At 66.2% G+C, this 14,116-nt stretch carries 8 protein-coding genes; 4 read left to right on the top strand and 4 right to left on the bottom strand.

The window, feature by feature from the left end:
* Positions 1–4: 4 nt before the first annotated feature.
* The 3 genes from ACSQ3Y_RS09015 (at position 5) to ACSQ3Y_RS09005 (ending at position 3,806) form a co-directional block, all read left to right on the top strand.
* Positions 5–880, top strand: coding sequence for a GntR family transcriptional regulator (locus ACSQ3Y_RS09015; RefSeq protein ID WP_428002170.1), 876 nt, complete (start codon positions 5–7; stop codon positions 878–880).
* Positions 881–1,027: 147 nt separating this feature from the next.
* A complete protein-coding gene (locus ACSQ3Y_RS09010; RefSeq protein WP_436177034.1) occupies positions 1,028–2,353 on the top strand; it encodes an aspartate aminotransferase family protein in 1,326 nt (441 codons plus the stop codon).
* Positions 2,354–2,363: 10 nt separating this feature from the next.
* A complete protein-coding gene (locus ACSQ3Y_RS09005; protein WP_436177033.1) occupies positions 2,364–3,806 on the top strand; it encodes an aldehyde dehydrogenase family protein in 1,443 nt (480 codons plus the stop codon).
* Positions 3,807–3,837: 31 nt separating this feature from the next.
* On the opposite strand, the gene ACSQ3Y_RS09000 is transcribed toward ACSQ3Y_RS09005, so the two are convergent.
* From ACSQ3Y_RS09000 to ACSQ3Y_RS08985, 4 genes are all read right to left on the bottom strand, one after another.
* A complete protein-coding gene (locus ACSQ3Y_RS09000) occupies positions 3,838–5,460 on the bottom strand; it encodes a SpoVR family protein (RefSeq protein WP_436180096.1) in 1,623 nt (540 codons plus the stop codon).
* 8 nt (positions 5,461–5,468) lie between these two features.
* Complete coding sequence (locus ACSQ3Y_RS08995; RefSeq protein ID WP_436177032.1) at positions 5,469–6,737, bottom strand: YeaH/YhbH family protein; 1,269 nt, start codon at positions 6,735–6,737, stop codon at positions 5,469–5,471.
* Positions 6,738–6,812: 75 nt separating this feature from the next.
* Positions 6,813–8,735 (bottom strand): PrkA family serine protein kinase, encoded by a 1,923-nt coding sequence (locus tag ACSQ3Y_RS08990; protein WP_057201290.1) that lies wholly within the window; start codon positions 8,733–8,735, stop codon positions 6,813–6,815.
* A gap of 292 nt (positions 8,736–9,027) precedes the next feature.
* Complete coding sequence (locus ACSQ3Y_RS08985) at positions 9,028–10,884, bottom strand: M48 family metalloprotease (RefSeq protein ID WP_436177031.1); 1,857 nt, start codon at positions 10,882–10,884, stop codon at positions 9,028–9,030.
* A 280-nt stretch (positions 10,885–11,164) separates the two neighbouring features.
* On the opposite strand from ACSQ3Y_RS08985, the gene ACSQ3Y_RS08980 reads away from it, so the two are divergent.
* Positions 11,165–14,062, top strand: a complete 2,898-nt coding sequence (locus ACSQ3Y_RS08980; RefSeq protein WP_436177030.1) for a valine--tRNA ligase — start codon at positions 11,165–11,167, stop codon at positions 14,060–14,062.
* Positions 14,063–14,116 lie beyond the last annotated feature (54 nt).

Below are 14,116 nucleotides of genomic sequence, written 5' to 3'. Positions count from 1 at the left end.
GACTATGGTTTCTACCCCCCTGCATCTGGAACTGGCAGACCGCATCAGCCGCCTCATCCACGAGGACGGCCTGGCGGCCGGTGCGCGCCTCAATGAAAACCAACTCGCCGAGCGCCTGGGCGTCTCGCGCACGCCGGTGCGCGCCGCGCTCGACCACCTCGCGCAGCAGGGCTTTGCCGAGCGCAAGCCGCACCGCGGGGTGGAGCTGCTGCGCGTGCCGCCCCTGCCCTCCCCCGCCCGCGAGGCGGCCGATGGCAGCGACGAACTGCTGCGGCGCATTGCCTACGACCGCCAGCATGGCAACCTGGGGGAATACGTCTCCGAGAAGGAACTGATGGAGGCCTACGACCTGGGCCGCCCGGCCATCCGCAATGCGCTGGAGCGCCTGGCCGACCTGGGCGCCATCGAGCCCAAGCTTGGCTATGGCTGGCGCTTTGCCACGGGCGCCTGGGACGCCAGCGTGCGCCACGAGAGCTACCGCTACCGCATGGTGATCGAGCCGGCCGCCATCCGCGAGCCAGGCTTTGCGCTGCCGCCCGCCTGGGCGCTGGACATGCGCCGCCAGCACGAGGAGTTCCTGCGCACGCTGTCGGAGGATTCGTCGAGCATCGCCTTCTTCGAGATGAATGCCGCCTTCCACGAAGGCGTGGCCGCCGCCTCGGGCAACCGCTTCTTCCACATGGACATCCAGCGCCAGAACCGCCTGCGCCGCCTGTCCAACTACGACTGGAAGTACGGCCCCGAGCGCATGCAGGTGAACTGCCGCGAGCACCTGGAGATGCTGGACCGCCTGCAGGCCGGCGACACGGAACTGGCTGCCCTGTTGATGCAGCGCCATCTGGATGTCGCCAGCCGCCTGCGCCCTCCCGGCAAAGCCTGAGAGGGCGTAGTGCGCAAAGGCTTCACGCCAGTGTATTGATTTTTGTTAAAACAAAAAACATAATAGAAGGCATGCAGGGGCCGATGCCGCCATGGCGGGCACGCGGCTCCCTGCGCTTCCCTGTGCAGCACCCACCGAAAGCCCCTCATGACTTCCGCCACCCCATCCAGCCCCCACAACGACGACGCCTTCTGGCTGCCCTTCACCGCCCAGCGCCAGTTCCAGCAGCAGCCCATGCTGTTCACCGCCGCCCAGGGCATGCACTACACCACCGACGATGGCCGCCAGGTGCTCGACGCCATGGCCGGCCTGTGGTGCTGCAACGCGGGCCACGGCCAGCCGCGCATCACCGAGGCCATCCGCGAGGCCGCAGGCCGCATGGACTTCGTCTCGTCGTTCAAGATGAGCCACCAGGCAGCCTTCACGCTGGCCCGGCGCATCGCCGACCTGGCGCCGGGCGGCATGGACCACGTGTTCTTCACCAACTCGGGTTCCGAGGCCGTGGACACGGCCCTCAAGATCGCCCGCGCCTACCACCAGGCACGCGGTGATGCGCGCCGTACGCTGCTGGTGGGCCGCGCCAAGGGCTACCACGGCATGGGCTTTGGCGGCCTCTCGGTGGCCGGGCTCGGGCGCCATAAGCGCGACTTCGGCCCGCTGCTGCCCGACACGGCCCACCTGCCCCTGCCGTACGACGCCGATGCGCGCTTTTCGCGCGGCCAGCCCGCCACGGGCGCGCACTACGCGAATGCGCTGGAGCAGCTGTTCGTGGTGCACGACCCGGCCACCATCGCCGCCGTGATCGTCGAGCCCGTCACCGGCTCGGGCGGCGTGTACCCGCCGCCCGTGGGCTACCTGCAGCGCCTGCGCGAGCTGTGCACACAGCACGGCATCTTGCTGATCTTCGACGAGGTGATCACCGGCTTTGCGCGGGTGGGCGCCGCGTTCGGGGCCCAGGCCTTCGGCGTCACGCCCGACCTGATCTGCTGCGCCAAGGGCATGACCAACGGTGCCGTGCCCATGGGCGGCGTGCTCGTGGGCAACACGGTGTACGACGCGTTCATGCAGGGCTCGTCGGGCGTGATCGAGCTGTTCCACGGCTACACCTATTCGGCCCACCCACTGGCCTGCGCAGCCGGCCTGGCCACGCTCGATGTACACGAGGAGCTCAACCTGGCCGCGCGCGTGCAGGCCATCGCCCCGGTGTGGGAAGCCGCCCTGCACGGCCTGCGCGACGCGCCGCACGTGGCCGATGTGCGCAACATCGGCCTGCTCGGCGCGGTGGACCTGGCATCGCGCCCAGGCGCTGCCGGCGCGCGCGGAAATGCCGTGCATGTGGCCTGTTTCGAGGCGGGCGTGCTGGTGCGCAACTCGGGCGACACGCTGGTGCTCTCGCCCCCGCTGGTGATCAGCGAGACACAGATCGGCGAGGTGGTCGGCAGCATCCGCACCGCCCTGCGGGCCACCGCCTGAAGCGAGCACCATGCAGGAACACCTGAATTTCTACACCGACGGCGCCTGGACGCCCGCGCAAGGCACGCGCACGCTGGACGTCATCGACCCCAGCACCGAGCAGCCCGTGGCGCGCATCGCGCTGGGAGATGCGCGCGATCTCGACCACGCCGTGGCCGCCGCGCGCCGCGCCTTCCCCGCATGGGCTGCCCAGGGCCGTGAACAGCGGCTGGCCGTGCTGCACGCGGTGATTGCCGCCTACGAGCGCCGCATGGACGACATCGCCCTGGCCGTGTCGCTGGAGATGGGCGCGCCCCTCACACTGGCCCGCCAGGCCCATGCGGTGGCGGGCCTGTCGCACCTGCGCCAGACCGCAGAGGTGCTGGCGGGCTATGCCTTCGACGAGGTGGTGAACCGCACCCGCGTGGCGCGCGAACCCATTGGCGTGTGCGGCCTGATCACGCCGTGGAACTGGCCCATGAACCAGATCGCCTGCAAGGTGGCGCCCGCGCTGGCCGCAGGCTGCACCGTGGTGCTCAAGCCCAGCGAGACGGCGCCGCTGTCGGCCCTGCTGTTCGCGCAGGTGCTGCACGAAGCGGGCGTGCCACCCGGCGTGTTCAACCTGGTCAACGGCGACGGGCCGGGCGTGGGCGCGGCCATGGCGGCGCATGCGGACATCGACATGGTCTCCTTCACAGGCTCCACCCGCGCCGGCGTGGCTGTGGCCAAGGCGGCGGCCGACACGGTCAAGCGCGTGGCGCAGGAACTGGGCGGCAAGTCGCCCTACATCGTGGTGGACGGCGTGGACCTGCCGGCCACCATACGCCACGCGGCGCTGCAATGCTTTCGCAACAGCGGGCAGTCGTGCAATGCGCCCACGCGCCTGCTGGTGCCGGTGCACCTGCACGACGCGGCCACGGCCATCGTGGTGGACGTGGCGCAGTCGCTGCGCATGGGCGACCCGCGCGACGCGGCCACCACGCTCGGGCCCGTGGCCAACGCCGCGCAGTACGGCAAGGTGCGCGAATGCATCGCCACGGGCCTGCACGAAGGGGCCCAGCTCGCAACCGGCGGGCTCGAAAGGCCCCAGGGCCCCACCCACGGCTACTTTGTGCAGCCCACGGTGTTTTGCAATGTATCGAACACCATGGCCATCGCGCGAGAGGAGGTCTTCGGCCCGGTGCTGTGCATCCTGCCGTACGGCACAGAGGAAGAGGCCATTGCGATCGCCAATGACACGCCCTACGGCCTGTCGGCCTATGTGAGCGCGCCCGACCTGGCCCACGCCCGCCGCATCGCGCGGCGCCTGCGCGCCGGCATGGTGCACCTCAACGGCGCACGCGCCGACCACGCAGCTCCGTTCGGGGGCTACCGGCAGTCGGGCAACGGCCGCGAGTGGGGGCGCATGGGCTTCGAGGAGTACCTGGAGGCCAAGTCCATGTTCGGGTACGAGGAGGAAGTGACCACCCCCTGAGTCGCTTTCGCGCCTCAGGGGGTGCTTCAGCTCATTCCGCGGGCGCGGGCACCGAGTGCAGCATCACCGGGTGATTGCCGTACGCGTCCACGCCCTCGATCTGCACGCCAAAGCCCCACAGCCGTGCCACATGCCGCAGCACCTCCTGCGTGCCGTCGGCCAGCGGGCGGCCCTGGTACTGGGTGTGGCGCAGGGTCAGGCTGCGGTCACCGCGCAGGTTCACGTTCCACACCTGGATGTTGGGCTCGCGCGTGCCCAGGTCGTACTGCTGCGACAGCAGTTGGCGCAGGTTGCGGTAGCCGTTTTCGTCGTGGATCTCGCTGACCAGCAGCTCGCTCTGGCGCGTGTCGTCATGCAGGGCGAACAGGCGCATCTCGCGCATCAGGTGCGGGCTCAGGTACTGGCCGATGAAGCTCTCGTCCTTGAAGTTGCGCATGGCATGGTCGAGCGCGGGCAGCCAGGGGGTGCCGGCGATGTCGGGGAACCAGTGCCGGTCTTCGGCCGTCGGGTTCTGGCAGATGCGCTGGATGTCGCGGTACATGCCAAAACCCAGTGCGTAGGGGTTGATGCCGCTGTAGGCGCGGTGCCCCACGGGGGGCTGGAAGATGACGTTGGTGTGCGAGCCCAGCCACTCCATCATCACCCCGTCGCTGAGGTAGCCCTCGTCGTACAGCGAATTGAGCAGGGTGTAGTGCCAGAAGGTGGCCCAGCCTTCGTTCATGACCTGGCTCTGGCGCTGGGGGTAGAAATACTGCGCGATCTTGCGCACGATGCGCACGATCTCGCGCTGCCAGGGTTCCAGCAGCGGCGCGTGCTTCTCAATGAAGTACAGGATGTTTTCCTGCGGCTCCTGCGGAAAGCGGTTGTGCTCCAGCGCCGCGCCGTCCTTGCCGGGGCGCGTGGGCAGGGTGCGCCACAGATCGTTCACCTGCTGCTGGGCATAGGCCTCGCGCTGCGCGCGCTCCAGGCGCTCGCGCGCCAGGTTTTTCTTGGACGGGCGGCGGTAACGGTCCACACCGAAGTTGGCCAGCGCATGGCACGAGTCCATGAGCCGCTCCACCTCGTCGAAGCCGTAGCGCTCCTCGCACTGGGCCACGTAGTCCTTGGCGTAGACCAGGTAGTCGATGATGGAGGAAGCGTCCGTCCACATGCGAAACAGGTAGTTGCCCTTGAAGAAGCTGTTGTGCCCGTAGGCGGCATGGGCGATCACCAGGGCCTGCATGGCCGTGGTGTTCTCCTCCATCAGGTAGCTGATGCAGGGGTTGGAGTTGATGACGATCTCGTAGGCCAGGCCCATGTGGCCGCGCCGGTAGCGCCGCTCGGTGGCCAAAAATTCCTTGCCATAGCTCCAGTGGCGGTAGTTCACCGGCATGCCCACGCTGGAATAGGCATCCATCATCTGCTCGGCGGTGATGACTTCGAGCTGGTTGGGGTAGGTGTCGAGGCCGAAACGCTCGGCGGTGGCGGCTATCGCAGCGTGGTAGCGCTCGATCAGCTCAAAGGTCCAGTCGCTCGGATCGGGCAGCGGCTGCGCGGGCCGCGCCCCGGCGGGCAGGGGCTGCTCGGGCACGGTGCGGTGGCGGCGCTCGCCGACGACGGCGGTTTTCCAGGGGTTGTCGCGCAGGCGCCGCTCCAGCACCGGGTACTGGGCCATGTGGTTCATCACTGCACCCCCTCTTTCTTGAAGAGGTCGCGGAACACGGGATAGATGTCACCCGGCTCGGAGACCTTGCGCATGGCGAAGTGCGAAAACTGCGACTGCAGCTGGCTGTACTCTTCCCACAGGTTCTGCTCTTCCTGGGCCACCTGCACATAGGCAAAGTAGCGCACCAGCGGCAGTATCCTGTCCACCAGCAGGTTGCGGCAATTGCCGCTGTCGTTGGTGAAGTTGTCGCCATCGCTGGCCTGGGCGGCATAGATGTTCCAGTCCCCCGCAGGGTAGCGCGCGCGGATGATCTGGTCGAGCAGCATCAGCGCGCTGCTGACCACCGTGCCGCCGCTCTCGGTGGAGTGAAAGAACTGCTCCTCGCTGACCTCGGCGGCCTGCGTGTGGTGGCGGATGAAGACGATGTCGATCTTCTCGTAGTGCCGCGTGAGGAACAGGTACAGCAGGATGAAGAAGCGCTTGGCCAGGTCCTTGCGCGCCTGGTCCATGGAGCCCGAGACATCCATCAGGCAGAACATCACCGCCTGGCTGTTGGGCACCGGCACCTGCACGCGGGAGCGAAAGCGCAGGTCGATGGGGTCCAGGTAAGGGATGCGACCGGTGCGCTCCTTGAGTTCGTCGATGCGCAGCCGCAGCGCGGCCGCTTCGTCGGTGGTGCCGTTGCCTTCTTCAACCAGGGCATCGAGCTGCACCTGCAGAGCCGCCCGTTCGCGTTGCGCCGACTGGCCCAGCGCGATGCGCCGCCCCAGCGCCCCGCGCATGGTGCGCAGCACCGCCAGGTTGTTGGGAATGCCGTTCTGGCTGTAGCCGGCCCGGCGCGGCTTGTACTTCGGGGTCTCGCCGATGTGCGTGCGCAGCAGATTGGGCAGCGCCAGGTCCTCGAAGAAGAGCTGCATGAACTCTTCCTTGGTCAAGGTGAAGGTGAAGTCGTCCTCCCCCTCCCCGCTGTCGCTGGCCTGCGAGCCGCCACCGCCCCCCGCCCCGCCCTGGGGCCGCTGGATGCGGTCGCCGCGCACATGCTCCGCGTTGCCCGGGTGCACCATGTCGCGGATGCCGCCCTGGCCATGGTGGAACACTGGCTCGCCGATGTCCTTTTTGGGAATGCTGATGCTTTCGGCCTGCTCGATGTCACGGATGCCGCGCTGCGAAACCGCACGGCGCACGCTCTCGGCGATCTGCTCCTTGAAGCGTCGCACAAAGCGTTCGCGGTTACCCACCGATTTGTTCTTGCCGGCGAGCCTGCGGTCGATGATTTGCAATGCCATCCCTTGCCCCCATCATGGGCCAGCGCACCGGTGGGATGCACTGGCAAAACCTTCAAGAGCCTGTTGGCCGCTGCGCTAGCTGCTCTTGCGCACGCGCAGGTACCACTCGCACAGCAGCCGCACCTGCTTGGGCGTATAGCCCTTCTCCACCATGCGGGTGACGAAGTCCTCGTGCTTGCGCGCCTCCTCGGCGCTGCCCTTGGCATTGAAGCTGATGACCGGCAGCAGCTCCTCGGTGTTGGAGAACATCTTCTTCTCGATCACCAGGCGCAGCTTCTCGTAGCTGGTCCAACTCGGGTTGTTGCCCTGGTTGTTGGCGCGTGCGCGCAGCACGAAGTTGACGATCTCGTTGCGAAAATCCTTAGGGTTGGCGATGCCCGCCGGCTTCTCGATCTTTTCGAGCTCGGCGTTGAGCGCGCCGCGGTCGAAGACCTCGCCGGTATCGGTGTCGCGGTACTCGTTGTCCTGGATCCAGTAGTCGGCGTAGGTGACGTAGCGGTCGAAGATGTTCTGCCCATACTCGCTGTAGCTCTCCAGGTAGGCCGTCTGGATCTCCTTGCCGATGAACTCGGCATAGCGCGGCGAGAGGGACTCCTTGATGTAGCTGGTGTACTTGGTCTCCAGCTCGGCAGGAAACTGCTCGCGCTCGATCTGCTGCTCCAGCACGTACATCAGGTGCACCGGGTTGGCCGCCACCTCGGCACTGTCGAAGTTGAACACCTTGGACATGATCTTGAACGCAAAGCGCGTGGATATGCCGGTCATGCCCTCGTCCACGCCCGCGTAGTCGCGGTACTCCTGGTAGCTCTTGGCGCGCGGGTCGGTGTCCTTCAAACTCTCGCCGTCGTACACCTGCATCTTGCTGAAGATGCTGGAATTCTCGGGCTCCTTCAGGCGCGTGAGGATGGCGAACTGCGACATCATCTTCAGCGTGCCCGGCGCGCACACGGCGTTACCCAGCGACGATTCGCGGATCAGCTTTTCGTAGATGCGGATCTCCTCGCTCACGCGCAGGCAGTACGGCACCTTGACGATGTAGATGCGGTCGAGGAAAGCCTCGTTGTTCTTGTTGTTGCGAAACGCCTTCCATTCGCTCTCGTTGCTGTGGGCCAGCACCACGCCATCGAAAGGGATGGCACCAAAGCCTTCCGTGCCCTTGTAGTTGCTCTCCTGGGTGGCGGTGAGCAGCGGATGCAGCACCTTGATGGGCGCCTTGAACATTTCCACGAATTCCAGCAGGCCCTGGTTGGCCAGGCACAGGCCGCCGCTGTAGCTGTAGGCGTCGGTGTCGTCCTGGGCGAAGGTTTCGAGCTTGCGGATGTCCACCTTGCCCACCAGGCTCGATATGTCCTGGTTGTTCTCGTCGCCCGGCTCGGTCTTGGCAATGCCCACCTGCTTCAGGATGCTGGGGTAGCGCTTGACCACCTTGAACTGGCGGATGTCGCCACCGAACTCCTCCAGCCGCTTGACCGCCCAGGGCGAGAGCACGCGCTGCAGGTAGCGCCGGGGAATGCCGAACTGCTCCTCCAGAACCGGGCCGTCCTCCACCGCGTCGAACAGGCCCAGCGGCGACTCGTTCACCGGCGAGCCCTTGATCGCATAGAACGGCACCTTTTGCATCAGGTACTTGAGCCGCTCGGCAATGGAACTCTTGCCACCGCCCACCGGGCCCAGCAGGTAGAGGATCTGCTTGCGCTCCTCCAGCCCCTGCGCAGCGTGGCGAAAGAAGCTGACCACCTGCTCGATGGAATCCTCCATGCCGTAGAACTCGGCGAACGCGGGGTAGCGCTTGATCACCTTGTTGGCGAAGAGGCGCGACATGCGCGGATCGTTGCGCGTGTCGACCGTCTCGGGATCCCCAATGGCGGCCAGCATGCGCTGGGCCGCCGTGGCATACGTCATGGGATCACGCTTGCACTCGGCGAGGTACTCGTCGATCGACATTTCCTCTTCACGGCTACGGGCGTAACGCGAGGCGAAATTGCTGATGGCATCCATACGACCTCCTGTGGTGGCACCCTGCGCATGGGTGCCACGGTTTGCAGTGGGAATCGCTAACGGCTCCGGTCCTTTGTAGCACCACGGCCTGCCATTGAACAGGGTAATAGCGCAGGCATGCCGTGCTTTTTTCCAGGGCCATGCACGCTTGGGTAGAGCATGGCACACTGCAGAAAGTTCAGCCGTCCATCACCACTGCAAGAGGACCCTGCAGATCAGCACCTGTCACCAGGCGCAGGGCTGGTATTGGCGGGTCGTCCCTGGCCGCCGCCCGCAAGCTTTGGGCAGGGGCCTACCCTTCCTGCTGGTGCGCGCGCATGATCTGGTGGCGCTGCCAGTAGTGGCCAACGGTGGCGTTGAAATCGTCTTTCTCTTTCTTCAGGCCGGCGAGCTTGATCTTGCTGGTCTTGGCGCCAAGGCCCAGGGCATTTTTCTCGCGGTGGGTGACGACGAGCGCATTGCCAAAGCTGCTTTCCTTGAACTCCAGCGCCTTCACAGCATCCCAGAACACAGTGGTGCCGTCGGCCGAGGTGCTGATGCCGTCGATGCTGACCGTCACCGTCTCGCTGCCTTTCAAGGCGAACTGCACCGGCGGAAAATACTGCAGCACCAGCGCGCGCTCCTCGTCGGTGGCGGGCTCGTAGCGGTAGGCCAGGCTGCGTTCGTGGTCAGCGGCAAAGGCCTGCTCGTATTCGCCCCACATGCGCTGCTCGATGGCATCGGCGGTGAGGATCTGCTGCACCCAGGTGGCCACAGGCGCCCGCGTGACGAGGGCGCCATAGGCGCTCTCGGGCAGCCTCACCCCCACGGCACGCATGCGCTCGGTCATGGCAGGGTGCGAGTCGAACGGGTGGGGCACGTTGGCGGACTTCATCTCCTGCAGGAAGTCGGCCGATGCAGCATAGGGTGGCAGCCCCTGGGCCACATAGCTGGCAATGCCCAGCGCGGCGGAATCGTGCTTGCGGTTCTGGCCGAAAAGCTCGCTCTCGATCTTGGAGCGGTACTGCGCGTAGGCAGCAATCTTGATCAGCGACTGCGCGATCGCCTCGGGCGAGATGAGCTTGGCGGCGATGCGGTCGGCCTTGAACTCGCGCTCGCGGCTTTCGCGCGCCAGGGCCACCTCGAAGATCATGCGGTAAAGGTCGAGCAGCGGTGCCACCACGGCCGTGAGCCCGCCGGTGCGCATGGCGTGGCGGTAGTGGTCGTACTGGCTGATCTTGGGGCCCAGCAGCGCGCTGCTCTTGGTGTCGCCACCGCGCAGGTGGGCCAGTTCGTGGCCGAAGACGGCATCGGCTTCCGACTGGTCCAAGAGGCGCAGCAAGGGGATGCTCACGAACAGGGTACGCCCCGTGAGCTGCTGGCCACCGACGGTGAGCGGCGCCTCGGTGACGAAGAAGTTGGCGTCGATGCCGGCCACTATGTGCCTGGGCGGCTCGGTCTTGAGGCGGCCCGCCATGTGGCGGATGCGCTTCCACAGCAGCGGCGCATCGGCCTCGGTCACGAGTTCTCCGTCCACACCGTTGCGCAACTGCACGCGCTTGAAGATGCCCTTGACGGCCAAGAACACGCCGCCGGCGACCAGAATCCCCACCAGGATGATGAGCTTGGGCGAATACTTGTGGAAAAAGAAGGCCGTGACCCAGAACGACAGCCACACCGCCAGCGCACCCTGCACCACCAGCGAGGCGGCGCTGGCCCAGGTGGTCAGATGCCAGCCGGTGACGAAGCTGGTGTACTGCATCTTGCGGTCCACAAAGGCCAAGGCGCCCAGGCCCAGCACCGCCACCAGCAGCACTGCGCCGGCCACCATGCTCCAAAGCGAGACCTTGCGCACCAGGTTGAACTGCCACAGCTCGCCATAGGTCTCGCACATGGCCTCGCGGTAATCCGCCACCTGAGGGCTCTTGTTGGTGCAGATCGTGGACGGCGGGTTGGCCCGGTAGAAGTCTTTTTGCGCCTGCTTCTCGGCCGCGGGCATGCCCTTTTCGGCGTCGATGCGCTGGCTGATGCGGGTGATGAACTGAGCGTCCTCATCGCGCTGCGCATAGCCGGTGAACAGGTAGGCCGCCAGCGGGATCAGGAACAGCGAGAGCAGCGAATAGGCAAAGACCTTGGCCAGGCCCACGCGCAGGGCAGATGCAATGTTCATACGGGAAGCGGATTGTTTGGTATGGTTTTTCCGGCCATGGAGCCTGGGCGTTGGCACGCAACACCCCTTTCCTCACTCCATCGCGGCGGATTATCGGCAAACATCTGCTTTCCGCCAGTCGCACAAGGTAACAATTCGATAGCGCGCCGCGAAGTGCCCTGGGCGATGCACACCACCCGGCCGGGACGGTTGGGCCCTTGCTGGCTGACTTAAAATGGCCGGTTCCACCCTCTCGAACGTGGAGGCAGCCCCCGGGCGGCCCCACCACCAGCCCTACCCCATGAGCTCGCCCCTGCAACAAACCGGCCTCGACAGCCTTTCCAAGTCCTTTGAACCCGCCGCCCTGGAGGCCCATTGGGGCCCCGAGTGGGAACGCCGTGGCTACGGTGTAGCGGGCTTTCGGGGCACCGGCGTAGCGCAGGCGGGCGAGCCGGCGTTTTCCATACAGCTGCCGCCACCCAATGTGACCGGCACGCTGCACATGGGCCATGCGTTCAACCAGACGATCATGGACAGCCTGACGCGCTACCACCGCATGCGCGGCTTCAACACGGCCTGGGTGCCCGGCACCGACCACGCCGGCATCGCCACGCAGATCGTGGTGGAGCGCCAGCTGCAGGAGCAGGGCATCAGCCGCCACGACATGGGCCCCACCCCGCCCGAAGCACGCAAGAACTTCGTCGCCAAGGTCTGGGAGTGGAAGGAACAGAGCGGCAACACCATCACCACGCAGATGCGCCGCATGGGCGACAGCGTGGACTGGAGCCGCGAATACTTCACCATGGACGACAAGCTGTCCAAGGTGGTGACCGACACCTTCGTGAAGCTCTACGAGCAGGGCCTGATCTACCGTGGCAAGCGCCTGGTGAACTGGGACCCCAAGCTGCAGTCCGCCGTGTCCGACCTCGAAGTCGAGAGCGAGGAGAAGGACGGCTCGCTGTGGCACATCGCCTACCCGCTGGCCGACGGCTCGGGCAGCCTCACCGTGGCCACCACCCGCCCCGAGACCATGCTGGGCGACGTGGCGCTGATGGTGCACCCCGAGGATGCGCGCTACACCCACCTGATCGGCAAGAACGTGGTGCTGCCCCTGGTGGGGCGCGAGATCCCCATCATTGCCGACGACTATGTGGACAAGGAGTTCGGCACCGGCGTGGTCAAGGTCACGCCTGCGCACGACCCGAACGACTATGCCGTGGGCCAGCGCCACCAACTGCCGATGATCGTGGTGCTGACGCTGCAGGCCACCATCAACGACAACGCCCCTGAAAAATACCGCGGCCTGGACCGCTTCGTGGCGCGCAAGGCCATCGTGGCCGACCTGGAAGCCTCGGGCGCGCTGGTGGAGACCAAGAAGCACAAGCTCATGGTGCCCATCTGCACCCGCACCGGCCAGGTGGTCGAGCCCATGCTCACGGACCAGTGGTTCGTGGCCATGAGCAAGGTGAGCGAGCAGGACCCCACCGGCAAGAGCATCGCCCAGAAGGCCATCGACGCCGTGGCGACCGGTGAGGTGACCTTCGTGCCCGAGAACTGGGTGAACACCTACAACCAGTGGATGAACAACATCCAGGACTGGTGCATCAGCCGCCAGCTGTGGTGGGGCCACCAGATCCCGGCCTGGTACGACGAAGACGGCAACGTGATCGTGGCCCGCAACGAAGCCGAAGCCCAGGCCAAGGCCCCGGGCAAGACGCTGCGCCGCGACGAGGACGTGCTCGATACCTGGTATTCCTCCGCCCTGGTGCCCTTCTCCACCATGGGCTGGCCCGAGCAGGGCGACGGCCCGACCGACGACTACAACCTGTATCTGCCCTCTTCGGTGCTGGTGACGGGCTACGACATCATCTTCTTCTGGGTCGCCCGGATGATCATGATGACCACGCACTTCACGGGCCGCGTGCCGTTCAAGCACGTGTACATCCACGGCCTGGTGCGCGACGCGCAGGGCAAGAAGATGAGCAAGTCCGAGGGCAACGTGCTCGACCCGGTGGACCTGATCGACGGCATCGCCCTCGACCCGCTGTTGGACAAGCGCACCACCGGCCTGCGCAAGCCCGAGACCGCCCCCACGGTGCGCAAGAACACGCAAAAGGAGTTCCCCGAGGGCATTCCGGCGTATGGTGCCGATGCGCTGCGCTTCACGTTTGCGGCGCTGGCCAGCCTGGGCCGCAGCATCAACTTCGACAGCAAGCGCTGCGAGGGCTACCGCAACTTCTGCAACAAGCTCTGGAACGCCAGCCGCTTCGTGCTGATGAACTGCGAGGGCCAGGACTGCGGCCTCAAAGAGCACACCAAGGAAGAGTGCCAGCCCGGCGGCCCCGCCCACGGCTACATGCACTTCAGCCAGGCCGACCGCTGGATCTCCTCGCTGCTGCAGAAGACCGAGGCCGAGGTGGCCAAGGGCTTTGCCGAGTTCCGCCTGGACAACGTGGCCAACACGATCTATGACTTTGTCTGGAACGAGTTCTGCGACTGGTACCTGGAAATCGCCAAGGTGCAGATCCAGACCGGCACCGAGGCCGAGCAGCGCGCCACGCGCCGCACGCTGATCCGCACGCTCGAAGCCATCCTGCGCCTGGCGCACCCGATCATCCCGTTCATCACCGAAGCCCTGTGGCAGACGGTGGCGCCGGTGGCCGGCCTGCAAGGCGACTCGGTCAGCATCGCCCGCTACCCCGAGGCGCAGCCGAGCAAGATCGACGAGGCCGCCATTGCGCACATGCAGCGCGTCAAGGGCCTGGTGGACGCCTGCCGCACCCTGCGCGGCGAAATGAACGTCTCGCCATCGACGCGCCTGCCGCTGTACACCGTGGGCGACACCGAGTTCATGCGCGGCGTGGCACCGGTGCTGCAATCGCTGGCCAAGCTCAGCGAAGTGAAGGTGTTCGACGACGAGGCCGCGTGGGCCGCCGCCGCACAGGCCGCACCCGTGGCCGTGGTGGGCGAGGCGCGCATGTGCCTGCACATGGAGATCGACGTCGAGGCCGAGAAGGCCCGTATCTCCAAGGAAATCGCACGCCTGGAGGGCGAATTGGCCAAGGCCAACGCCAAGCTCGGCAACGAGGCCTTCGTGGCCAAGGCGCCGCCTGCAGTGATCGACGAGGCCAAGAAGCGCATCGCCGACTTCACCGCCACGCTGGGCCGATTGCGCGATCAGCTTACACGCCTGGGGTAAAAATCCCGCGATACTGAGGGCAGATGCGCCCGGCTCCTTGCCGGGCCCTGCCCT

The organism is Acidovorax sp. LjRoot66 (assembly GCF_964253305.1).
Lineage (GTDB): Bacteria > Pseudomonadota > Gammaproteobacteria > Burkholderiales > Burkholderiaceae_C > Acidovorax.
This window is presented reverse-complemented; position numbering and strand designations above follow the sequence as displayed.